This window comes from Desulfovibrio sp. JC010 (assembly GCF_010470675.1).
GTDB lineage: Bacteria > Desulfobacterota > Desulfovibrionia > Desulfovibrionales > Desulfovibrionaceae > Maridesulfovibrio.
In genome coordinates, this window is the sequence record NZ_VOIQ01000003.1 from 269,673 (window position 1) to 293,917 (window position 24,245).

At 51.8% G+C, this 24,245-nt stretch carries 21 protein-coding genes; 4 read left to right on the forward strand and 17 right to left on the reverse strand.

The window, feature by feature from the left end:
• Positions 1-22 precede the first annotated feature (22 nt).
• The 9 genes from FMR86_RS05200 to FMR86_RS05240 form a co-directional block, all read right to left on the reverse strand.
• Positions 23-1,069 (reverse strand): tRNA-dihydrouridine synthase, encoded by a 1,047-nt coding sequence (locus FMR86_RS05200; RefSeq protein ID WP_163350023.1) that lies wholly within the window; start codon positions 1,067-1,069, stop codon positions 23-25.
• Between the two features lie 14 nt (positions 1,070-1,083).
• A complete protein-coding gene (locus tag FMR86_RS05205) occupies positions 1,084-1,971 on the reverse strand; it encodes a M14 family metallocarboxypeptidase (protein ID WP_163350024.1) in 888 nt (295 codons plus the stop codon).
• 6 nt (positions 1,972-1,977) lie between these two features.
• Positions 1,978-2,463: a YbaK/EbsC family protein gene (locus FMR86_RS05210; protein ID WP_163350025.1), complete on the reverse strand. Its 486-nt coding sequence runs from the start codon at positions 2,461-2,463 to the stop codon at positions 1,978-1,980.
• Between the two features lie 127 nt (positions 2,464-2,590).
• Positions 2,591-5,641 carry a hypothetical protein gene (locus tag FMR86_RS05215; RefSeq protein ID WP_163350026.1) on the reverse strand — a complete coding sequence of 1,017 codons (3,051 nt, stop codon included), beginning with the start codon at positions 5,639-5,641 and terminating at the stop codon, positions 2,591-2,593.
• Between the two features lie 63 nt (positions 5,642-5,704).
• A complete protein-coding gene (locus FMR86_RS05220; protein ID WP_163350027.1) occupies positions 5,705-6,646 on the reverse strand; it encodes a glycerophosphodiester phosphodiesterase in 942 nt (313 codons plus the stop codon).
• Between the two features lie 13 nt (positions 6,647-6,659).
• Complete coding sequence (locus tag FMR86_RS05225; RefSeq protein WP_163350028.1) at positions 6,660-7,940, reverse strand: TRAP transporter large permease; 1,281 nt, start codon at positions 7,938-7,940, stop codon at positions 6,660-6,662.
• Positions 7,941-7,942: 2 nt separating this feature from the next.
• Entirely contained in the window at positions 7,943-8,434 is a 492-nt protein-coding gene (locus FMR86_RS05230) for a TRAP transporter small permease (RefSeq protein WP_163350029.1), read from the reverse strand.
• A 55-nt stretch (positions 8,435-8,489) separates the two neighbouring features.
• Positions 8,490-9,494, reverse strand: a complete 1,005-nt coding sequence (locus tag FMR86_RS05235) for a C4-dicarboxylate TRAP transporter substrate-binding protein (RefSeq protein ID WP_163350030.1) — start codon at positions 9,492-9,494, stop codon at positions 8,490-8,492.
• Between the two features lie 68 nt (positions 9,495-9,562).
• Positions 9,563-10,591 carry a LacI family DNA-binding transcriptional regulator gene (locus FMR86_RS05240; protein ID WP_163350031.1) on the reverse strand — a complete coding sequence of 343 codons (1,029 nt, stop codon included), beginning with the start codon at positions 10,589-10,591 and terminating at the stop codon, positions 9,563-9,565.
• 206 nt (positions 10,592-10,797) lie between these two features.
• Between FMR86_RS05240 and FMR86_RS05245 the strand changes: the two genes are divergently transcribed.
• Entirely contained in the window at positions 10,798-12,090 is a 1,293-nt protein-coding gene (locus tag FMR86_RS05245; protein ID WP_163350032.1) for an MBL fold metallo-hydrolase, read from the forward strand.
• Positions 12,091-12,178: 88 nt separating this feature from the next.
• Positions 12,179-12,448, forward strand: a complete 270-nt coding sequence (locus FMR86_RS05250) for a hypothetical protein (RefSeq protein ID WP_163350033.1) — start codon at positions 12,179-12,181, stop codon at positions 12,446-12,448.
• 34 nt (positions 12,449-12,482) lie between these two features.
• Here FMR86_RS05250 and FMR86_RS05255 read toward each other — a convergent pair whose 3' ends face one another.
• From FMR86_RS05255 to FMR86_RS05290, 8 genes are all read right to left on the reverse strand, one after another.
• Complete coding sequence (locus FMR86_RS05255) at positions 12,483-13,106, reverse strand: hypothetical protein (RefSeq protein ID WP_163350034.1); 624 nt, start codon at positions 13,104-13,106, stop codon at positions 12,483-12,485.
• Between the two features lie 89 nt (positions 13,107-13,195).
• Positions 13,196-14,362: an AAA family ATPase gene (locus FMR86_RS05260; RefSeq protein ID WP_163350035.1), complete on the reverse strand. Its 1,167-nt coding sequence runs from the start codon at positions 14,360-14,362 to the stop codon at positions 13,196-13,198.
• 161 nt (positions 14,363-14,523) lie between these two features.
• Complete coding sequence (locus FMR86_RS05265; protein ID WP_203544782.1) at positions 14,524-17,655, reverse strand: efflux RND transporter permease subunit; 3,132 nt, start codon at positions 17,653-17,655, stop codon at positions 14,524-14,526.
• Entirely contained in the window at positions 17,652-19,031 is a 1,380-nt protein-coding gene (locus FMR86_RS05270) for an efflux RND transporter periplasmic adaptor subunit (protein ID WP_163350036.1), read from the reverse strand. The genes FMR86_RS05265 and FMR86_RS05270 overlap by 4 nt, the downstream gene beginning before the upstream one ends.
• On the reverse strand, positions 19,028-19,744 hold the full coding sequence (locus FMR86_RS05275) for a CerR family C-terminal domain-containing protein (protein ID WP_163350037.1): 717 nt from the start codon (positions 19,742-19,744) through the stop codon (positions 19,028-19,030). The genes FMR86_RS05270 and FMR86_RS05275 overlap by 4 nt, the downstream gene beginning before the upstream one ends.
• A gap of 164 nt (positions 19,745-19,908) precedes the next feature.
• On the reverse strand, positions 19,909-20,463 hold the full coding sequence (gene thpR / locus FMR86_RS05280) for an RNA 2',3'-cyclic phosphodiesterase (RefSeq protein WP_163350038.1): 555 nt from the start codon (positions 20,461-20,463) through the stop codon (positions 19,909-19,911).
• Between the two features lie 23 nt (positions 20,464-20,486).
• Positions 20,487-21,728: a carbohydrate porin gene (locus tag FMR86_RS05285; RefSeq protein ID WP_163350039.1), complete on the reverse strand. Its 1,242-nt coding sequence runs from the start codon at positions 21,726-21,728 to the stop codon at positions 20,487-20,489.
• Positions 21,729-21,733: 5 nt separating this feature from the next.
• Positions 21,734-22,213, reverse strand: coding sequence for a CinA family protein (locus FMR86_RS05290; protein ID WP_163350040.1), 480 nt, complete (start codon positions 22,211-22,213; stop codon positions 21,734-21,736).
• A gap of 87 nt (positions 22,214-22,300) precedes the next feature.
• Here FMR86_RS05290 and FMR86_RS05295 point away from each other — a divergent pair, with 87 nt between their 5' ends.
• Positions 22,301-22,708, forward strand: coding sequence for a hypothetical protein (locus tag FMR86_RS05295; RefSeq protein ID WP_239057142.1), 408 nt, complete (start codon positions 22,301-22,303; stop codon positions 22,706-22,708).
• A 194-nt stretch (positions 22,709-22,902) separates the two neighbouring features.
• Entirely contained in the window at positions 22,903-24,180 is a 1,278-nt protein-coding gene (serS, locus tag FMR86_RS05300; protein WP_163350041.1) for a serine--tRNA ligase, read from the forward strand.
• Positions 24,181-24,245: the final 65 nt, after the last annotated feature.

A 24,245-nucleotide genomic window follows, 5' to 3' on the forward strand; every position in this document is an offset into this window, starting at 1 on the left:
CGCATTGCGGGGCTTCTAAGTTTTACAGACTATACAGATTCATGTTGGGAGTCTTGGTTAATTCCATGTCCGGCCTGATGTGTTCTCTGGCCATGCGCCGAACATCATCCATGCTCTTTGCTGTGGAAAAGGTGGCCTGCAGGCTGTGCCCGTATCGGAAATTGGCCGCGAAATAGGCCATGAACAGCCGGAATCTTTTGATTCCCCGGATGGGATCAAAATCCTGTTCCAAAGCATCTGCCAGCCGCAGTACGTAGTCCTGAAAAATATTGTCGTCCGGGGTGAAACCGGATGTCCACTGGGCAAAGAGCCATGGGCGGGCCATAGCCATGCGTCCGATGGACACTCCATCGCAGCCTGTTCTGTCCAGCATATCCAGGCAATGCTGCGGGGTGGTTACGTTGCCGTTTCCGAAGACGGGAATAGAGACTGCTTCCTTGATAGACCGGATGTGGTCGATGATGGGCGGGCGGGTCCGTTTGTCCGGGGCCACACGCGGGTGGAAGACCAGACAATCGGCCCCTGCTGATTCAAGTCTCTTGGCCATTGCCATTGCCGGTTCAATCTCTTTGGACCAGCCGGTGCGGAATTTGACAAACACAGGAATGGACACAGCTTCGCGCACAGCTTCCACTATTTCCGCCGCTTTGTCCGGTGTTCTGAGCAGGGCAGCCCCGGCTTCGCGTTTAATCATTCCCCGTGCCGAGCAGCCCATGTTGATATCCACGGCGAAGAATCCTTCGTCTTCCACGCGTTTTGCGGCAATGACCATTTCTTCCGCTGTGGCACCTACCAGCTGACAGACCAGATTGGGCAGCTCCCACGTATGCCAGTTAAAAACCGGGGATACGCCGGGTTTTTCTGTGGGCACAGCCTTGGCGCTGCACATTTCCGTAAACATCAGGCCGCAGGAACCGTAATGGGCCAGAGCCTGCCGGAAAGCACTGTGGGTCAACCCGGCCATGGGGGCCAGCCATAGACGGTTGGGGATGCTCTTTCCGCCAATGGTAATGGGGGAATTTAGCCGGGCCGCCAGTTCGGGTAAGTGTTGAGAAATTGATTCGGTCATGGGAGCCGTCATGACTACTTTGGCTTCAGTACAAAATCAAGTCCGCCCCGGATTGCCGCAATTTGTCCTTCGATGCTTGATTCCGGAGTCATCCACGCCCCGTCGGGGTATATCTCGGTGGTGGTGTGAAAAGGGGCTTCGGTGATTATCCCGCTCAGACCGAGCTCGCGCATGGGGTAGCAGATCACGCCATGGGCTACAGCCGGTTTGCCGAGAATATTGCCGTACTCATCCGGCGGTGCGATGGGAGTCACCTTTTCCACTGAGCTTACCACCGCTTTCTGGAATTCAAGCTCAGGTCTCTCTTCATCCCCCACAAGGTAGAATCCCTGCGGAATATCTTCAATTGCAGGCTCAACACCGTCTCGCGCGGCCAGTGCCGGACGGAATACGGTCTTGTCGCGGTCGGTGGTTTCGTGGAGGTCAATGTGGATGGGTATCTCACCCGCAATGGTGGAGACGAATTGCTTGAGTAACGCAGCCTCTTCGGATTTCCCGTTTGCGCCGAATGACCTGTTGGGGTCAACCGTGTAGGGATTCCAGCGGTTGTTGGTCTCAAAACCCCACGGACTTACACAGGGAACGACGACCACATTGAATTTTTCAGAGTAATCCTGAATTCCGCTTTCCAGAAACTTGAGTGCCGCGTATATCCCTCCGGTTTCATAGCCGTGCACCCCGGCTGTGATAAGTGCTGTGGGGATTCCTTGAGTCCATTTCGCCGGAACTACAGCATAAAGCGGGTAGCGTTGCGGAGCATAGCTCAGCTCACCGTATTTTTTTATCTGCAAAAAGTCGGGCAGTTCGAAAATCCGGTCCAGAACTTCTTTTTTGTAATTTTTTTCAAATACAGCACGGTCCAGCCATGCCTGTTTTTCTTTTGCTCCCCATTTTTTATTCATCGGTATTTATTCCTGACGCAGGTCGAGCCATTCGCCTGAGGTGAGTTCTTCAAGGGAAGTGGGCGTGAGCTGGAATACGGAATGGGGGGTACCCGCTGCGGCCCAGATCTCAGCGTATTGCTGCAGGTCTTCATCAAGGATTGTCTGCAGAGGTTCGCTGTGAGCTACGGGCGGGATTCCGCCGATGGCGAATCCGGTTTTTTCTTTTACCAGATCAGCCTTGGCCTGTTTCAGTTTGAAGCCGACAGTTTTGCTGATTTTTTTGGTGTCCACCCGGTTGCTGCCGGACGCGATTACCAGCACCAGTTCGTCGGTTTTTTTGTCCTGAAATATGAGAGATTTCGCTATCTGTCCCACTTCGCAGCCGACACTTTCTGCCGCGTCCGCCGCTGTTCTGGTGGAGCTGGAGAACTCCCGGACATCAAAATCTTTGCCGGATTTTGAAAGAAATTCCTGCACCCGGCTTGCGCTGTTGCTTAATTCGTTACTCATTATGGGCTCCAATGCGGTTCATGTCTCTTTAATTCCTGTGCAGGAAATATTGCGCAGAGGGGCGGGTAAAATCAAGCCATTGTTTCATCTTCTTGTGCCGGGACAGCCCCTTTTCATTGTCCGGCAGTTAAGACAGTTGCTTCTTTCCGAGCTTTTCCATGTCCGCAAGGTATTGCGGGGATTGGTCCAGATAGAAGGCCAGTGCTTTGGAGAAGTGCTTGCCTACCAGACCGTCCACAAAGACCTGACTGATTTCCTTATGCCGTTTCAGGATAAGCTGAGAGCGGTAGAAGATTAACCATTCTTCCCGTGACATATCCTGAATAATGATGGCCAGTGCCTTTCGCGAGCGCGGCTGGTAGAGCCAGAAATACATGAGATCAAGCGCGTTTACGATAATCAGCTTTTCAAGATCCTGTGTCTCTTTATTCAAGGTGCGCATCATTATTTTCGGGCTCTGGAGCATTTCCAGGACATCTTCTTCCGGGAAGAGCAGGTCCAGCTTGGAGAAGACTGAAAACAGCTGCGCGATTTTCATTTTATAGCCGCTCATTCGCGCTTTGATGTTGGTCTGGCGATCGGCAATACCTTCGATAAAAGCGGCAACACCGTCCGACGCGAATTTGGAGATAATGGCTGCCCATTTTTGCAGAATGCCGCTTACATCCGGGATTCCGGCCATACCCAGCATCGCTCCGATAAGTCCGCTCAAAGCCACGGCCACAGGAATGGCGAGGATGGACCTGAAGAAGTTACCTACAGTTGCTCCCTTGGGCAGTCCGCGAATGGCGTTGTGGCTGGACAGGTATATTCCGTTTGCCAGCCCCATGACCGAGTAAAGCATGATGGGGTCGGTGGCGGTGGTTATCCCGAAAGTGTTGTCCAGCAGCAGGGTCTTGACCAGATAATCCAGCAGGGGCACTGAGAATCCGGTATAGAGCAGAGAGTCGGAAATACGGCTCCAGCTGACCAGTGAGTTCCATGGCAGAAGGGGAGAACGCCGCAATCCTCCGCCGCCGAGCACCGACTGGATGATATTGCGTGATCCGGTGATTGCAAACCAGATTACCGCCCCGAAGTATGAAAGCAGCCACCAGTCCTTGGTCAGGTAGAAGGTCAGGAATGCCGGAATGAAACCGATCAGAACCTTGGCGGTGTTTTTAATATTGGTGTTCAGGTAGGTCCACGGCTTGTCCAGCCTGTCTGTGTGTTTTTCACCCTCAAGGCTGTTCTCGGTTTGGATGTTAAGTCCCCCGAGAGTGCCGACATTGCCCGGTTTGCCTGCGTGAATCCTGAAGGAATCAAGGCTCCATTTTATCCAGCGTTTGTCATTGTTTGCGGAAGCACGGGAGAGCACTCTTCCGGAACGTCCCACCTTGCTGTTGATGCTTTTGGTCATCAGTGCGCTGACCGGGATACGGGTACTGCCTTCCCCGCAATTTTTCCGGTAAAACGGCTTGCGCGCCCGCGGAGGAAGGGTATCCAGAACCACAAAGCCCATGCCGTGCCTGTGCTCCGCCTGTCCGGTGGACCCGGAGCCGATGCGGGATTTCAGGCTGCGTTTGCGGTAAATAGTATGAAATTTTTCAAGGTCTGAAAGAATTGCCACCAGTTCCGGCTTGCGGGCCTGCATTTCTCTTATGGAGTCAGCCGGTTCCTGCTCTCTTTTCAGCTGTTCAAGCCGGTCTTCAAAATCATAAATTATTTCGCGGATTGCGCTTTTGAGGGTGATCACACTGTCTTCGTTGAGGGCCTTCTGCAATCTGCCGATCAACCGGTAATGTTTTTCCTGCCCGGTCAGCTGTGTGTTCTGCTCCTCGCCGATTCGCCTGTCTCCAGTGATCTCTCTGCAAGCGTCTTTTAGGTTGTATGCCTCGATATGGGTGACCATGCCCCCGCCCTCGTAGAGCAGTTCCAGAGTGTCCTGTGCTGTGAGGTTGGCGAGGTTCAGGGTGAATTTCGAGCTGGAATGGATGCGCAGCAAACGGGTCATCAATTCATTGATATTGCAGCGCAGCAGTTCCGGCAGCTTTGTATCCTTATGCGGCTCGTCCGGGTTCGGCAACTGCGGATTCTTTTCCGGGAGCAGATATTCGGCAATGACAGTCCGTGCGGTCAGCCCCCGAAGCTGTTTTTTTTGTTCGTTTGTCAGATCTTCCTGTTCTGACTCTTCGCCGGAACGCTCCTCAATGAGAGTTGAAATTTTGTTGTTGATGAACCGTCCAAGATGCAGGATTGACGGCTGCCCGGTACCGACAAAATCCAGAAATTCTTCCTGATCCAAAAGAGGGATATGCACATCCAGCTGCTTGTTCAGTGCCTTACGATGGTTGCCGTTGAATTCTGCAAGTACGTCAAAGACATATTTCTGCTGGTAGCGCGAGACCTCCCGGCCTTCCTCAAAAAGCTCAATCACCCGCTCTTTTGCAAGGAACTTCTGGTAGCTGGAGCTGTCAGAAAGTACGTTGGGTTCCCAGGTGAAGCGCACGAACTTGTCCCGGAAACGGGCGGAAAGTTCGATGCTCACCCGGACTTTTATATCCAGTATGCTTCCCGCTTCAAGCAGTTCTTCGATGACTTCGGGACGCACGTAGTTGTAGTAAACTACTTTGAGCTTGCGGATGCCTTTGATCCATGCATCCATGATCAGGTGCGTGGGTGATTTTCTTCCTTTGGTATTGGCATCATGCACGTGATGGTCAAAGGCGTACTGGTTCCATTCTTCAGGCATTTCAACCAGATGGTATTTGGCCAGCTCTTTTCTGATTTTGCGCGGATTGCCTGCTGAAACCATGCGGAAATCATGGGCCAGCTTGAGCCTGCTCAGTTCACTGTTACCCGGACGGACCAGCTTTTTCATGATTTGCAGGAGTACCCGGGCGGTGTTTTTGCGGTAGTACCCGGAAGATGAAAGGAAAACCTCATCGCGCAGGGAGCGCAGGGCTTTCAGACGGTCGTGGGCCATGCCGTTTTCAAAGCTGCCCAGCAGGCTGATTACGGCGTAGGCAATGCGCAGCCCCTGCGGGGCCGCCATTTCCTTGATCCCGTGCGGATGCATGTATTCGACAAAAAGAGAGCGGAAGGCGCGGGATTTGGGACCTCGTTTGAGGACATCATCGACAATCTGCAAAAGCTGATAGTCGAGTTTATCGAAGAAAATAGAAGAAATTCTGGTCATGGCATGGCTTGGTTCCGGGGTCCGGCAGAAGCCGGAAGCCCCGTGCCTGAACCCCATGTCCGGTTAAAAATTATAATCAGCCAGTGTGCGGGACGCGCTCGCGTAAAAATCGGTGAAAATACCGTCTACCCCCATATCGGCAAGGTTTTTCCATTCTTCGGGAAGATTGGCGGTATAGACGAATACTGCGAGTTCCCTTGCGTGGGCTTTCTTGATGAAAGCGGGAGAGACGGTGCGGTACCAGAGATTTACGGAAGCAGCGTTCATGGAGCAGGCATTGTCCAGCAGCTCGTCGGTATAGTACCCACCGCCCAGACAGTCCTTGATCTCCTGCGCCAGCTTTTCACGAATCTGCGGTTCCGGGCAGAGTTTCTCCAGCAGTTCCAGATTGTCTTTCAGCACAGGGAAGCGGGGCAGCATGTAATCTTCGTTGCCGTAAGCAAACAGCTCCGCAAAATACTGCTCGCCCTGCGGACCTGTTTTTTCCAGCAGAAGATTGCGGCGGATGGCTCCATCAAGTAACGCGATTTTTGCGTCCGGGCAGACTTCCCTCAACGCTTCCAGTTCTTGCCAGTTAAACGAACTTGCCAGCATATCGGACATGGCAAGTTTTCCCGCTGCAACATATTCGTTGAAGAGTTCCCCGGCCTGTTTTCCGGTGTTGTTCCCTTTCAGTTCCATATGGATTGCAGGGCGTTTGTCTGCTGCGCAGGAAGCAAAGAAATCAAAGACTTCCGCAAGAAAAGGAATACGGTCCTCGCCCTGCTTCGGGTCCCCGGCGAAAAGAGATTTCAGGGTGGCGCAGTCCGTGCTGGAAACTTCTCCCGTTCCGGTGGAAACCTCTTCAAGGTCAAGGTTGTGGACAATGACCAGTTCTTTGTCTGCACTGAGCTGAACATCGAATTCGATAGCGGGCACACCTTCGGAAGTTACTTTCTCAAAAGAGCGGATGGTATTCTGGTTGTAACCGGGGTACTTGCAGCCCCGATGTCCGATGAGCATCATTTAAATAACTCCACTAAAGAATATTGGGCAGAAACATTACTACGGCCGGCATGTAGGTCACGATGACCAGAACGATGAGCAGGGCGAGTATAAAGGGCCAGATTTCCCGGCAGAATTCACCCACCGTGGACCCGGTAATGGCGCAGGTGGTGAACATCATCGATCCGAACGGCGGGGTGATGCCCCCGATCATGATGTTTACGATCATGATCAGACCGAAATGGATCAGGTCGACGCCCATGGTCTTCATCAGCGGTACCAGAAGCGGGGCAACGATGATCAGCAGTGCGCCGCCTTCAAGGAACATACCGAGGACAAGGAGCAGGATGTTGATGACCACCAGAATGATCCACGGGGAATCGGAGATAGCCAGAATCGCACCGGTCAGCTGGTGGGGGATGCGTTCCCAGCTCATGTACTGCCCGAAGACCGAAGCCGCGATGATGATCAGCATTACCGAGCTGGTGCCCAGAATGGTGTTTTTCATGATGATGGGAAAATGTTCCCAGCGCAGCTTTTTGTAGAAAAATACCCCGATGATGATGCAGAAAAGTACGGCCATGGCTCCGGCTTCAGTGGGGGTGAAAACACCGAAACGGATACCGGCGATGATGCCCAGCGGCAGCAGCAGGCCCCATATGGATTCACGGGCCTGTTTGAGGATTTCTTTGCCGGAAGCCATTTTTTCGCGGGAGGGTTTGTAGTCCCTTTTCTTGGCGATGAAATGCACGGTAAGCATGAGACCGAAGCACATGAGGATGCCCGGTGTGTAGCCGCCGATGAACATCTTGGCCACCGAGACCTGTGCGATGAGGGCGTAGATGATCAGGTTGATGCCCGGCGGGATAACCGGAGCGATAGCAGAAGATGCGGCAGTGATGGCGGTGGAGAAAGATGCACTGTAGCCGCGCTTGGTCATCTGCGGGACGATAATCTTGGACTGCATGGCCGCGTCCGCGTTGGCGGAGCCGGAGATTCCGCCCATGAGGGTGGAGAGCAGCACGTTGACCTGTGCCAGTCCGCCGCGCAGATGCCCGGTGAGCACCTCGGCCATTTTCATAAGACTGGAACTGATTCCTGAGAAGTTCATGATTTCGCCGGCCATGATGAAAAAGGGAATGGCCAGCAGCGGAAATGAAGCGGTGGAGGTGATGAACTTCTGCAGGATCAGATCCGGCGGTGTCCCTACATCACCGAAAGTGAAATATGCGAGACCTGCGGCAAGCAGGGCAAAGGCAATGGGGATACTGGTGAAGTACAGGGCCATTACAATGGTTACGGGAAATGTAAGCATGTCTATTCTCCTTCTACCTGACGGCCGAAAAGTTTGCGCAGGTCGCCATACAAAAAGGCCAGAGCGTAGATCGCCATGAGCGAGAAACCCACTGTCAGGGCAAGGTTCACATACAGGGCCGGAACATCGAGCACCGGAGTGCGCTTCAGCTCGTTGGCCTGAATGTATAGCACGCTGAGGTAGACGATGTAGCCGTTGATGGTGAACATGAGCAGGTCGATGATCACGGCAATGAAGTTGCGCCACAGTTTGGGGCCGATCTTGCTGATCATGTCGATGCCGATATGCATTTTGTAGCGGTAAGCTGCTGCGGAGCCGACGAATACGGACCAGATGAAGGCCGTGGTGGCTACTTCTTCAGCCCAGAAGAGACCGCCCTGAAAGAGATAGCGCAGCCCGACATTGACGATGACCACGACAACGGTAATGCACAGGAAAAAACCGCTGACCAGAAGGTCGAAATTTTTGAATAGAAATCTTGATGCTTCAGACATTGTTCCCACCAGAAACGGTGCATGGAAGGCTTTCCTTCCATGCACCGCAAGGTTTTTATTTTCTCATTGCGTCGAGTTCTTTGAAGATGGTCTGGTATACACCGGGGGTCATACCTTTCTGTTCTTTGTAGAGAGGCTTGAGGGCTGCGCGGAAAGCGTCGCCGTCAACTTCGTTGAACTTTACGCCGTAGGATTCGAGTTCCTTAACCACGCCGCCGTGCTGGGACTTGAGCAGGTTGACCATGTGGGTTGCACCACTGGAGAATTCGTCCTGAATGATCTTCTGGTATTTGGCCGGAATGTCGTTCCAGACCTTGGTGGAGATGTATACACCGCAGGTACCGAGGATGTGACGGGTGTTGGCTACGTTCTTGGTGGGGCCTTCGTATACTTTGGTGCCGATGTTGGTGAACTCGGAGCCTTCGAGGCCGTCAACAACACCCTGCTGGACTGCGGAGAGGGTTTCACCCCAGGGCAGGGGGGTTGCAACCGCGCCCATGGCGGTGAGGGTGTCGATGTAGGATTTGGAACCGGGGGTACGGATTTTCATGCCGCTGAGATCAGCAGGAGTCTTGATCACTTTCTGGGTGATCAGGTTACGGAAACCGTAGATGAAGTCCAGAGCGAGAATTTTAATGCCTTTCTTTTCAGCTTCGGCCTGCATTTTTTTAACGAGGTCGGACTGGGTCAGCTGAACGTATTCGTCAAAGCTGCGGTAAAGCATGGGAGCGTAGAGTGCTTTGAAATCGGGAACATAGTCGCCGATGAAAGAGGGGTCTTCAACAGAGATGAAGCGTGCGCCGCGTACAACCTGTTCAACGCCTTCCTTGTATGCGGGCAGCTGTGCCTGCGGGAAGGTCTGGATGTTGATTGCACCGTCGGTTTTCTTGTGAATGGACTCGGCAACAGCGTCCATGGATTTGGAAAGCTGCTCAGCCGGGCTGAAAACGTGGCTCAGTTTCAGGGTCAGTTTGTAGTCGTCCGCCATACACAGGCCGGACATGGACAGGACCAGAACAGCTCCGGCACAAAGCACGGAAAGGGTCTTCTTGAAGCTCATTTTTACATTCCTCCTAAAGGTTCCTTACTTACCAGAATTGCGGCAACAACTGCGGCAATCCTGTTTTGTTACTGTCTGTCCTTCTCGTCCCTAGCAGTATTCACAGCTGCGGTGGATTCGCGGACAACCAGTTTGGTCTCCATCATATGCTGCATGACCAGAGTGCGGTCCTCCATGATCTGCAGCAGAATTTCACAGGCGGTTCTGCCCATCTCGTAGGCCGGCTGGTTGATGGTGGTCAGGGCCGGGACCATGTACGAGGCTGTGGGCATGTCATCAAAACCGACTATGGAAAGATCTTCGGGCAGGGAAAGCCCTTCTTCCCGTGCGCCTTTAATTGCGCCGAGGGCGATGTAGTCGTTGGAGCAGAAAACCGCGCTGGGCGGGTTTTCCAGATGCAGGAGTTCTCTAATGGAATCCCGACCGCCTTCAAGGGAGTATTCGGTCTGAATCAGCAATTTGCTGTCATAAGGGATGCCGTTGTCTTTCAGGCACTGGCGGTATCCGTGCCAGCGATGGTAGGATCTGTCGGTGACAGCGAAACTACCCGCAACCATACCGATTCTGCGATGTCCCAGCGAAACAAGATGCTCAGTGGCTTCGTAGCCGCCCCGGTAGTTGTCGACCCCAACCGCAGAGATCGGGCCGGGCTTCACTGTGCTGAACAATAGCACGATAGGGACGTCTTCTTCAGTAAGAGTTTTGATCAGTTTTCCTTTGGGGTCGGTGGAGGTGATGATAAGTCCGTCCACCTGACTTTCGCGCAGGGCCTTGATGACGCTTTTTTCCTGATCTGCGTCGTAGGAAGTGTTACCGAGGATGACTTTGATGTTTTTGCTGTTGGCGTATTCTTGTACGCCGAGGGTGGATTCTGCGAAGACGGGGTTGTTGATGTTTGGTATGATCAGTCCGATGGTGTTGGATTTTTTGGTCACAAAACCACGGGCAAGGGCGTTGTATTTGTAATTGCACATCTTCATGGCCCGGAGGACTTTCTTCCGGGTCGTTTCACGCACTGTCTCAGGTGAATTGATCACTCTGGACACCGTGGCGGTGGAAACTTGCGCCAATCTGGCGACATCAAGAATTGTGCTCACATCAACCTCATTATGTAAACGTTTACATTTTGTTAGCAGCTTGCTAATGTTTGTGTCAACAAAATTGTTAAAAAATGGTTCTTTGTCTTGTTTTTATTGATTTTTTTGTTTTGATATGACCTGATTATAATGAATTGATGTGACATTGCGGTCTCGCTAGTGTCATATCTATGTAAACATATACATTGTGAAAAAGAGGCATGTTGATGACTAGCAGTACGCTACGTAAGCTGACAGACCGGGTGCAGAGAATAGAACACTGTGGGATGTTTGTAGATTTGGTGCGCACTTCCAAGGGGACCGTACGGGTGGGCAGCATGCCTGATGTGGTGAAATTCCTGAACGGGCACGGTTTCCGGGAGGAGATTGTAGTGGTTATGCCGTGGGAGGTATCCATGTCCGGTGATAACCGTACCGGGGAAGAGTTTGTGCTCTGGCAGGCTCAGATCAGGGGCGGTATTTTAAAAGAATACACCGGTTTGCCGCAGGATGTGCAGCAGCTTCATCAAAATCTGGAGCGGATATTTCCCTATTTTTTTGATGACCAGAATCTGAAGGTGGTCCGCAAGGACTGGCTGGACAGATGGTGCCATTTTAATGTTGCCGACCCCTGCTATAAAAACGGCGGGCTGGAAATCTGCTGCAAAAATGGTGATGTGATTATCAAAGATGCAGGGGAGGCCCTTTATCGTCGCAGTGATTTTCCCGTGCTTGAAAATCCGGATGAGAGTATCGAAAAATTGCTGACATCTATACCAAGGGACGGCAAAAACAGGGATAAACTTGAAGTTACTCCCATCGGTTGCGGCAACGGGGTGACCGGAACCGTAGCCAATTCCATCGTCCGTTTCGGGGAATATGTAATCTGGATCGATCCCTGCGGTTATCCGGCGCAGACATTGGCGCAACGCGGAATCCATATGGACGATATCACCCATTACCTGTTCACCCACAATCACGAAGATCATGTACAGGGTTTCACTGCTTGTCTCCAGCGGGCGCGCATGCTGGGGCGTAAGCTTAATTTAATCCTTGCCGATGAGGTCTTCCGGGTTCTGGCAGAGCAGTACGGGCCGCTCTTTCCCGATCTGGCGGAGTATGTAGATCTTCACTCATTGAGTCCCGCCAAACCGTTACAACTTGGTCCCATCAAAATCCATAGCCGCTGGAATCATCACATTCTTCCTTACGGTTCCATCGGGCTTAAAATTTTTGCCGGAGGCCGCTGCTTCGGCTATTCCGGCGATACCAAGTATGACGAGTCCATCAATAAAATATTGAACCGTCCCGAACTGGAAGCCCAGTGGTTCGGGGACTGCGACCTTATTTTTCATGAAATAGAATTCGACAACCCGTACAGTGTCCATTCCCACTGGAAGCAGATCGAGGCTCTGCAAAGCAAAATCAGCGGGCGAGTGCTCGGCTATCACTGCCCCCGTCTGGCGAATAGTCCTTTTCCGTTGGCGGAGGAGGGACGGTGTTATGTTGTGGGGGCATGATAAAGGCTTTGAAGTTTTGCGCGTGCTGGGCTTTAAAGCGTAAATACTGTAAGTGTAATTCTCCAACAACCAAATCAAGGAGAAAAGCATGCTGAACAAACCGCTAAAATACATTCTGCTTATTGCTGTGATATTAACCTCTTTCATGATCGGCAGGCTTTCAACTCCAACTCCCGCGCAAAGTGGCCCCTGTCTTCTGGAAGCAAAAGTTGACAACATGGCCTTCGTCTATTGCCCCGGCACATACCGGATCAGGATCGGCGGTCTTGAACTAAGGGATTTGAAATTCGGCAATGTCAGTCTGGTCAATGACAGGCACGGTGCCAAGCAGGTCATTATTCGGGTTGATCGTAAGTAGGTTTAAGGTCTTTAATTTTAAGAGTATTGTCTGGTTATGGAGTCCTGATTGCCTGTCGCAGCTTGTCTTCAAAATATTTGAAGCTGGACATTGTACGTAGCTTGGCTCTTTGTTTTGGGCAGCCCCAGCATTTTTCTGCAAGCTCGAAAAGTGTTTCGCAATTACAGCCTTCGGGCATCTGTTCTTCCAATTGCTTTTTCAGTGAATTGGGGCTGGCATCATTCCCGGATTCCTCTTCCAGACTTTCACAGGACGGGGTTTCTTTTTTGCAGCAAAGCAGCCATGCTTCCGATTTGGGCTTGGGGATCATGGCTACACCGCGTTTATGTTCTGCCGCTGCAAAACCTTGTTCCATGGAAGAGATTAATTTTTCCCATCTTGTGTTCTCTGCTGTGTTGGAGCCGTCGCAATCCCTGAAGAGTAACGCAATGGTCGGCGTTTTTTTCTGTTTTCCTATTTTCTTGGCAATGGAAGCCAAGGCGCGGGCGTATGCATAGTGATATATCTGTCCCTGCCGCTTCTTGCTGCCGGGTAGAATTCTGGGTTTGTTTTGTGATGCTACCTTAAGTTCTGGCTTAGTTATGAATCTATAAGCATCGCAATCAGAGGGAGAGTATCCGAGTTCTTCCTCATAAATAAGGTCAACCAGTTTGCTCATAGGTCCCGGCTTAAAGCCGGCCCCAACTTCAGCAGGTTCTCTTGTTCCTAAATCCGTAACCCCTTCACCGCTAAGAACTATCAGCACAGCTATACACTCTCTTCTGTATGGAGAGACTTGGTCAGTTCTTCAAGATTGGTATCTACGTATACTTCTCCTGGCCCCAATATATCGAGTTTTTCAGCTACGCTTGGGATTTCAAAAAAGTTTTTAGCGCGGGTAAATCCTTCTTTTGTCTTATAAATCAGGGAAACTGATTCCTGTGCTTCTTCGTCTGTCAGGTAGTTCAAGATCAGCGGGTTGTGAGTTGTGACAAGGGTTTGCGCCTTAACATCTCTTGCAATAATATTGACTAGCTTTTCAATCAGTTCCGGGTGAATTCCATTTTCTATTTCATCGAGCAGCAGGAAGCTGTGCTCAGATTGAGCTTCGGCAATAATCGCCAAAAGGCGGAGTAGGCCGTCGCTGGCGTGTTTGGAATCGAAGTCTATTGCTTCTTTTTCATGAAGTTCAGTAATAGAGAGTTTTTTCCACCCGCCTTTTAAGGCCTTTGTGTTATATCCTGAAAAGTTGGGATAGAGGGATTTCATGGTCTGGATTATGCTTTCGGTCTCATCAGCTGAACGGGAATGTAAGAACGCATTGATGCTTTCCCCTCCATGTCCGATATCAACGCTTTCATACCGGGATTTTTTTCTAAGTAGATTTGGGGAAAGTAGGTCTAAGGATTTAATTCCTTCGATTGTTTTTTTAAATTCGAATACTGCATCAGGTAGAATCTTGTTTTGCAAGGTTGCGACAATTGATCCTTCGTATTCATGGTTTATAGATGTAATTTCGTCATAAATAGTTAATTTGTTTTTATTAACATCAAGAATTTTTTCTCCATTATAAAGAAAGCTTTCAGCACTACATCTTTTATTGGTTCTATTAAATGCTGCCGTCCAAGTTACGATGGCATCGTTTTGAATTGTTCTAATTTGGATGAGGATGTTTCTTTCCTGATTGAGCTTGCCCTCAATGCGTCCTTGAAAGTTAATTTCTTTTTCTGTCCAAGCCCTGCTGTTAAACCATTCAGAAACATTTCCTTTTATTAGTACGGTTAAGAAGTCAAAGAATTGTAAAATGGTAGACTTTCCTGATCCGTTAAGTCCAACCAGACAATTAAATTTTCCTAGTTCCAGTTCAAAATCATAGTGTCCTTTAGCCGTTCCATGAAGTGACTTGAAGTTATAAACGCGAATTTTTGTAATCATGATTTAATTGGAGTGGTTTCGCTTAAATTTATTAATGAGAATTTAATTACTGGCAACTTATTCTCAAAACTTATCAGCACGATATACTTTCAGTCAAATATCAAATAAAAGGCCGTGGAAAATCCCACGGCCTTTCAATTTTATCAGTATTCTTAAACTCTTTAAGCCTTTTCCGCCGCCTTCCTCAAACGCGCCCCTTCGGTCAATCCCAGATCATCCAGAATTGTGTACAGGGCCGGGACAACGCTCAGCACAAGGATTGTGGAAGTGAGCATGCCGAAGACCAGTGAACAGGTCAGCGGGATCAGGATTTGCGCCTGCAGCGAACGTTCGAAGAGCAGCGGCAGCAACCCGACAATGGTGGTCAGGGAGGTCAGCAGCAAGGCCCGGAAACGCTGGCGGCTGGCCTTGGATGCGGCTTCTTCCGCAATCATACCTTCTTTCATGCGTTGTTTGAGGAATTCCACCAGCAGGATGGAGTCGTTGACCACCACCCCGGCAAGGGAGACAAAGCCCATGATGGAAGGCATGGACAGGTTGTAGCCCATGAGCAGGTGCCCCCAGATGACCCCGATGAAGGCCAGCGGGATGGCGGTGATGACCACGATGGGTTCCAGATAGCTGCGGAAGTGGAAACTGAGCAGCACGAAGATGCCGAAGACCCCGAACATGAGGGCCATTCCCATGGATTTCCCGGTGGTGTCCCCTTCCTTGGCCGCTCCCTGCAGGGAGTAGCTTACGCCCGGATACTTTTTTATCAATTCGGGCAGGAATTTTGTTTTGGTATCGGCCACAATGGCGTTGGCATTAGCCACGCGTCCGTCCACATCGCCCTGTACAGTCACTGTGCGCAGGGAATCCACGCGGGCGATGCGCGCCCAGCCCCTTCCTTCTTTCAGTTCCGCAACAGTGCCCAGCGGAATCTGGTCACCGTTGGGCGTGGTCACATGAAAGTAGTCCAGATCACCGAGGGTGTTGCGGTCCTTGGGATCAAGGCGGACGTCTATTTCATAGGATTCACTGCCGTCCTGAATCTCCGCAGCCTGCTGACCCTGCAGAGCGGAGCGCAGCTGCCGCGCAATCTGGGTGGCGTCCAGTCCGAGGGCAGTGGCTCCCTGCTTGAGCCGGACTTCCATTTCCGGTTTACCCGGACGCAGGTCATCCATGAGATAGCGGGTGCCTTCGTAGCGTGTCAGCCATGCCAGCAGTTCGTGTGATGCCGCTTTCAGCTGCTTGAGGTCATCACCCTGCAAGCGGATTTCAATATCCAGACCTCCCGGTCCGATGGACGGTTCCTTGAAAGACAGACTGATGGCGTCCGGGATCGGTCCGGCCTTTTTTTCCCAAAGGGTTTTCAGCTCATCCATGGTGGTGTTGCGGTCTTCAGAACCGAGCAGGTCCGCAGTTATGGTGGCTACGTGAGGTCCTGCCTCGTTGGCGTCCGCATTGGTGTTGAACTGGGCGGTGTAGCTTTCCACCAGTTCTTTTCCGCCGGGTTGAAGCGGACTAAGCTCCTTGTTTATGGATTTCAGTGCTTCAACAATTTGTTCCACGGATTCTTCGGTCTGTTCAAGGGGAGTTCCCTGAGGCAGCAGTAAACGGGCCTGCAGAATGTCGCCTTCCACTTCGGGGAATGCTTCCATTTTAAGCACGCCCCCGGCCAGCATGGCTACCGAGGCCAGCAGGATGGAGAAAACCAGTCCGATGTACAGGTAACGCCAGCGTATGGACCAGTCTACGAACCGTCCCACATGTTTTTCCCGGAACTCATTAAAACGTTCATTAAACTTTTTGCGGAATCCGCTTTCCGTTTTGGGCGCGTGGGCCAGTGAATGGGACAAGTGGTTGGGCAGGATGAGAAATGCCTCCACCAGACTGACCGCGAGGGTCATGATCAGTACCGTGGGCATGACCCAGAGTACCTTGCCGATATCCCCCTTCATCATGAAGGCGAGGGTGCCGAAGATAAGCAGGGTGGTGGCAAAGGAGGATGTTACCCCGGCAAGCACACCTCTGGTTCCGTCAATGGCCGCGCGCAGGGAAGATTTACCCTGTTGCAGCTGGGTGGAAATGTTTTCGGCAATGACGATGGCATCATCCATGATCAGGCCGATGGCCAGCAGCAGGCCGACCATGGTCAGCATGTTCAGGGTCAGCCCGGAGATGTACATAACGAACAGTCCGCCCAGAAATGAGACCGGAAGGCCCATGGAGACCCAGAAGGACATACGGATATCAAAGAACAGCCACATGGCGAGGAAAACCAGAATCAAGCCCTGAAATCCGTTTTCCACCAGCAGGGAGAGCCGGTCGCGCACGATTTCGGTCTGGTTCTGGGTCAAAGTCAGGGTTACTTTCGGCGGGGCCATTTTCTGTTCCCGGTCCAGAAAGGTCTGGACTTCATCGAGCACGCGCAGGGCGTCCTGATCCTTGGTCTTCTGGATCAGCAGCAGGGCGGCGCGCTTGCCGTTGAACATGAATTTATCTTCGTCCAGTTCAAAGCGGTCGGTGATGGTGGCGATATCGCCCAGCCGGATTTCCGCGCCCGTGGTTCCTGATTTAACCACCAGATCTTCAAATTCATGGACCTTTTTGCGTTCATCAGCAAAGCGGACCAGAATATCACCCTGTGCGGTTTCAATGGTGCCGGAGGGCAGGTCCAGTGACTGGCGACCGATGACATCGGTAATGTCGGTCATGGACAGCCGGAACTGCATGAGCATTGCCGCCGGGATTTCTATGCGGATCTGGTGTTCCGAGAAGCCCTGAATCTCCACCAGTGAAACCAGCTTCAGTCGTTGCAGACGGTCTTTGAGCTGTTCGGCGTACATCTTGAGATGCGGCACGGACATGGGGCCGGAAACAGCGATGCCCACCACATTATCCGTGCGGTTCAGTTCGCTGATGACCGGCTCTTCGGCTTCCTCCGGGAAGTCGTCGATGGCATCCACTTCGGAGCGCACGTCATCGATAAATTTGCTGAAATCACCGCCTTCGACCATTTCGGCTGTTACCGTGGCCTTTCCTTCCCGTGCTTCGCCGGTCACTTCTTCCACACCGATGATGCCGTCAAGGGCGTCCTCGATGCGCTGGCAGATGGCTTCTTCCACGGTTTCGGCTGTTGCGCCGGGATAGATTACCGTGACCTGCACCTGATTGGCTGCAAAGTCGGGAAAGGTCTCGCGCAGCAGCTTGGGAGCGGCGAAAATCCCCACGGCAAAGAATATGAGCATCAGCAGGTTTGCCGCTGTGGGATGGTCGGCGAAATACTCTATGATTCCGTGAGATTTCATCGTGCCTCCTGCTGCCCTGAAGCTTCGCTGACCAAGGCGTCCCGGAGCTTAATATCATTGACCGGATTGAGGAGCATGCCGTCGATGGCCGGAACAAGGTCGCTTACAACCACTGTCTCTCCCGCTTTGATTCCTTTGGCAACAGTTACAAATCCGGACTGAACCAGTGAGAGTTCAACCTCGCGCAAGCACAGCCGTTTGTCCTCATCCATGACGTAAATCACATTGTCGTGGACAGCGTTGCGCGGGATTACCGCTACGGGTGCTAAAGGTCTGCCGCGCAGTTCCACTTCGGCATACATGTTTTTTATGAGCGGAGGGCGTTTGCCCGGTTTGGCTTTGAGGTAAGGTTCGTCCACCGCCACATAGACGCCGAGGGTGCGGGTCTGTTCGTCCACGGCTTCGGCAATGCGGGAAACCCGTCCGTCCCATTCGGCGGAAATATCACCCAGATTGACCCGGATAATGGCGGAAAGACCGAGAAAGCGCATCAGGGATTCCGGGTCGACTGCACCGTCCCGCATGGGGCTGGGGCCGCCCTGAGGGACGATGTTGCGGAAAGCGGACAGCGGCACCTGAGCCACGGTTTCGGACATTCCCATGCTGTCCAGCTTGGTCAGCACATCGCCGATTTTCACGGCCTGCCCCTGTTCCACACTTACGTCAGCCACCCGGCAGTCAAAGGGGGCGATGATGATTGTCCGGTCTTCGTCCAGCTTGGCACTGGAAACCTTGTGCCGTGCCGAAGCGAGCTGGGCCAGCAAACGTTGCTTTTCTGTGGGGATCTGGTTGAGTGCGGACTGGAAATTTTCCACCGCATTCTGCCCGGTAAGGAAATTCTGCTCCACTGTATCCAGTTCCGAGGAGGAAATGACCCCTTGTTCTTTCAGGATTTTCTGGCGTTGGAAATCTTTTTTGAGCAGGGCCAGCTTACCTTTTTCAACATCAAGCTGGCGGCGGAAATCTTTTTCCTTTTGTTCAAGGTTGCGGATATCGGCCAGTACGGATTCCACTTCGGCCTCGCTCTGTCCGCGCACAAAGCCCGGCTCGGAAGGGTCGATGCGCAGCAGAATAGTGCCTTTGGCCAGAATGTTGCCCCGGTCAAGATCGGGATGCACATCCACAACCTTGCCGCCCACCTCCGCAACGGCATTCCATGTCTGGCCGGGCTGCACGTATCCATAGCCGATGGCTCTCGGAACCACTGCCACTTCAGGTACCTCGATGACCCGTACCGTGGTGGCCCGCTCGGCAACATCAGCCAGCTGCGGGCTTTTCTTGTTGGAGACTACAGTGAAAAGTATGATTACCCCCACAAGCAGAGCCGGGAAGATGAGCAGTTTCTTGTTTTTGAATAAATTCATAATGGAACTCATGATTCCTCCTTGGTGTGCAGTTGCTCTCCGTCCAGAGGCAGCCCAAGGGCGCAGAGGCCCATTTCGGTCACAGCTTCCAGAATGACACTGATATTTTCTTCGGTATATGTTTCCCAGTTCAAACGGCGCAGCAGGATTGACCGGGCACCCATAAATCCGAACATCTGGCCCAGCAGAACATGTCCGCGGATCATGGCTTCTTCCGATTCAGGCTCCAGTGTTAAGGCCGCTGCCGCAATGAGGCTGATGGACTGGTGCATTGTTTGAAGAGCACCTTCATAGATTATATCGAAACCGACTCCGGGATCCTGATATTCGCGGATCATGAACAGGAATCGGTCCTTGGCGTTCTGTTCCCTCAAAACACCGTTGAAGAAGGAACGGTAAAGTTGGCGGAGTGCCGCAGCCGCCGCTTTCTGTGGAGTAGGGGCCGCTTGAAATATCTTATCCATTTCCCCGGAGAGCATGCCGACGTGCATGCGTACCTGCTGGACAACATCTTCGCACACTGCCCGGTACAAGCCCTCCTTGCCGCCGAAGTGGTAGGGAATGGAAGCCTGATTCACTCCGGCTTCATTGGCCAGCATCCGTGTGGTTACACTTTCAAATCCGTGGGAGCCGAATAGCCGCAAGCCTGTCTGGATCAGTTTGGCTCGTGTTTCTTCGGGGCGTGCTGCGCCTCCGCGCCGTGTTTCTGTATTGTTTGCTGCCATGTTTATATCCTCTAAATAGACCCCTCGGGGCTGTTTTATTCGCTTGAATTAATCAAATGAATAAATCAGATGAATGAATGAGTCAACGCTTAAAACCTGAGTTTATTGAACAGGCATCGCCCGTTCAATAAACTCAGGTATAAACTAGCAGTTAGCGCAGGTGGTTAGCGGTATTCTTTGAGTACGGAGTAAACAGGCCCTTCAGGTGTCAGCACGCTTTTGTAAAGATTGAATCCGCTGATGGTTGCGTCGGGCAGGTTGAAGCAGTTAATTTTTTCGGCCAGTGCAGCCCAGTCGTCCTGCCCGTTTTTCTTGACCCGGCCCAGAGTCAGGTGGGCATGGCAGGATTTTCTGTTGGGGGCAAAACCGATTTTCTCCAGACTGGAATCGATTGCAGCGGCAGTGGAACAGATTTGCTCGGTGCCGGATGATATGCCGGTCCAGATGATGTGCGGCTTATCCTGAGAAGGAAAGAATCCTGCTCCAGATGATGAAATTTTAAAGTTTACAACCGGGATTTTCTGCAGTACATCGTCCAGCTCTGTAAGCCTGTCTTCCTCTACATTGCCCAGAAATTTGAGGGTAAAGTGCATATTTTCAGGCTTGACCCATGAAATTCTTGATTTAAGCCCCTCGCGCAGGTTCGAATGCGCGCTGCCGATCATTTTTATCCATTCTTGCGGTCCGGGGTGTGCGATAAATGTGCGTATCTTTTTCATTTTATCCCAGCCTGTTAAAGCGTTTATGAACCGGGTGTGGAAAAAGTGAAGAAGAATTTCAACATTCCGAACAATATATCATCATTGCTGCTGTTGGCATTGGAGTTGGTTACGTAGGTCAGGTCCGGGATAATGGAAAAATTGTCCGTGAGTTTGACCTGATAGTATGTTTCGTAATGGTACTCCATATCCGTGTTGTCCGTATGCCTGTTGCCCTGCACGCCGCCTGCGGCCACGCCCCAGACATCTTGTTCCCGTCCGGATATGGGACCCTGCCAGTGCGTGCCTGCCGACCATGACCAGGTGATGCTGTTTATGGCTCCGTTACCTTTGCCCAGCCGTGCGAAGATACCGAAATCTTCGGTAATATCCTGATCCATGTTAAAGGCCACACCCCAGTTGACCGAATCTTCTTCACCGTCGATTCTCGGCTGGTCATAAGTGTTGGTCCAGCCGAAGATGCGGTAATTACCTTTCAGTTTACCAAAGCTGGGCGAATATGTCAGCTGTCCGCCGATGAGCGGGTTGTCAGGCACATTTTCAAATTCGTCTTTTCTCTCCACTTCGGGGCGGCCGGCATAGGTGCTGGACTGGGCCAGCATGGTCAGCTTGAATTTATCCTGAGCATTGAATCCAACTGCAACGATGGGCAGGTTCGAGTCAATGCCGTCAAAAATCGGCTCGTTATTGAATATGGTGTTAATAAACTGGGTGCGCCCGTTTCCGGCAAAGCGGTTTTCATCCATGAAGGATTCCGGGTCGGTATAGCCCAGCGAGACGAACATCTTTTTATCCGCAAAATGCTGGGTGTAAAGCACATCTGAAATTGACGCCTCGCCGCCGGGGCTGGTCCGCGAAGCCTGTGAGTTGAGCGGCGAAAGCACCAGTCCGCGCCGGGAAGGGTTGCTGTACACATCTGATGCGCCGCCCTGAACCTGAAAGAAGAATTTCCCGTTTTCAGTGGGATTCCAGTGCAGCCGGATGCGGGCTTTATAGGCTCCGTAGGAATTACTGCTTTTGGGATCTCCGTCTATCTCGGTTTCGCCGTAAGACTGCAGATAGCCGAGCACGTCCCCTTCGATGGTCAGCGGACCGGTAACGTCCTGCACTTCATCCCATGCATCGCGGAATTCTTCCAGCAGCACGGATTGGTGTTTTTCTTCCTCTCCGTGCAGGTTGAGGGTCTTGCGCAGGGAATCCCGGCAGAATCCGTTATTTGCGCAGCAGAGAACAAGGAGAATGATCAGGCACAGCGTCTTCTTCATTTTGATTAACTCTCTTCCAGAATACGGAGCAGATTTTCCAGTACGGTTTGCAGGCTCTGGTCTTTCACGCTTTTGCGGTCACCGCTGAAGATGAATTTTTCGGCGTAGGTCTTTCCGTTCACATGCCAGCCCATCCAGACAGTGCCCACGGGTTTATCCGCAGTGCCTCCGGTGGGTCCGGCAATGCCGGAAAGGGAGATGCCCACATCCACGTTCAGAGTTTTGCAGACCCCTTCGGCCATGGCCCGGACCACAGGTTCGCTGACCGCGCCGTGTTCCATGAGAGCGGCTTGCGGCACGTGCAGCTGGGCCATTTTTACATCATTGGAGTATGCGACCACGGCTCCGGAGAACCATGCTGAACTGCCGGAAAAATCGGTCAGGGTGGCGGCAACAAGACCTCCGGTGCAGGATTCCGCAGTGGACATGGTCCAGCCTTTATCAACAAGTATTTTTCCGATGGACGGTACAATGGTTTCAATCATGCGGGTACGTTATCCTGATTTCGTCCATATTTAAAGAGGCAGATGCTGCATATTGTTTACTGTGAGGTGAAATGATACTCTCCCGCCATGGCCTTGAATAATATTGTCGGCATTATCTGGAAAAGACATCAGAGTCACTGGAATTGGATTATCATGATCGGTTCCTTTTTTGTGTTGCTCATGGCTTTATGGACGAAGTCCCTTTTCCTTACTCTGGCTTTTATCGCCGGGGCAGCTGTGTCCATGATGGAGCTTCCGGACCCTGATCCGCCTTTTAAACTGGTGGACAAGCTGCTTGAACATGAGCGTAACTGGCTGGAATCGCCATGGAGCTGGAAAAAAGGTCTGCAGGGTTTCGGTATGTTTGCCAGCGTGGTATATGTTTTTGTCTGCTGCTGGACCGGGAGCCTTATGCTTTTGCTGCTTCTGGCTGGAATTTATGCCAACGTGGCCTGTGTTTACGATAACAAGTACCGGGGAATTGATGATTTGTAGGGATTTTATGCAAATTGATGCAAGAATACCCTTTATTAGTGCGCTTAGATTAGCTACTAGTGTTGCGTCCGTGATATTGGTATCTATGGATTTGATGAACAAAAAGAATTTTTTCAAAATAAATTAAGTTTATTTTGGTTGTGTCAGCGCGGCTCGCAATGAGCTTTATATATTGATGATATGAGGAGAATGAAATGCTCGATTTGAAATTTGTACAGAACAATCTGGATGTAGTTCGCGAAAGCCTTGAAAAAAGAGGCTCTAAACTTGATGTTAATGAATTCAGCGATCTGGATTCCCGCCGCAAGTCTCTCTTGCAGGAAGTGGAATCCCTCAAGGCCGAGCGCAACTCCACCTCCGGCGAGATTGCAAAGATAAAGAGGGAAGGGGGCGATGCCTCTGAAATTATCGCCCGCATGGGTGAGGTTTCCGGCAGGATCAAGGCCCTTGATGAAGACCTCAAAGATATTGAAACCGCAGAGCGTGAATGGCTGTCTGCCGTACCCAACATGCCTGACGAGTCCGTTCCTTTCGGTAAAACCGAAGACGACAACCCGGTCATCCGCCACTGGGGTGAGAAGCCTGAATTTGATTTCACCCCCCGTGAACACTGGGATCTGGCTGTGGAGCTGGGCGGTGTTGATTTCGAACGCGCAGCCAAGCTCACCGGGGCGCGTTTCGCCGTGCTCAAAAAATGGGGCGCACGTCTGGAGCGTGCTTTGACCCAGTTCATGGTTGACGTACAGACCATGGATCACGGTTACACAGAGGTTATTCCTCCGTACATCGTCAACCGTGATTCCCTGTTCGGCACCGGACAGCTGCCCAAGTTCGCTGAGGATCTTTTCAAGTTGGAAGACTGGGAATATTTCCTGATTCCCACTGCGGAAGTTCCGCTGACCAATCTGCACCGCGATGAAGTGCTTACTGAAGATGAGCTTTCCATCGCCTACTGCGCTCCGACTCCCTGTTTCCGTTCCGAAGCAGGTTCTTACGGCAAGGACACCAAAGGGCTGATCCGCCAGCATCAGTTCCACAAAGTGGAGATGGTCCGTTTTGCCCATCCTGACAAAAGTTTTGAAGACCTCGAAAAGATGACCGGACACGCCGAGGAAATCCTTAAGCGTCTTAACCTGCATTACCGCGTAATCACCCTGTGCACCGGGGACATGGGCTTCGGTTCCGCCAAGACCTACGACATTGAAGTCTGGCTGCCCGGACAGGATAAATACCGCGAGATTTCCTCCTGCTCCAACTGCGTGGACTTTCAGGCCCGCCGCGCCAACATCAAGTTCCAGCCCAAGGACAGCAAGAAAAAGCAGTTCGTACACACCCTGAACGGCTCCGGCCTCGCTGTGGGACGTACTTTTGTTGCTGTGGTGGAAAACTGCCAGCAGAAAGACGGCTCCATCGTCATTCCCGAAGCTCTGCGTCCTTACATGGGCGGTCTGGAAGTTATTACTGCTGAGTAATAATTCTGTGCCGGATTCGGCTCAGGATGATCTAGAAAAAATAAAGCCTCGCAATGTTCTGATAT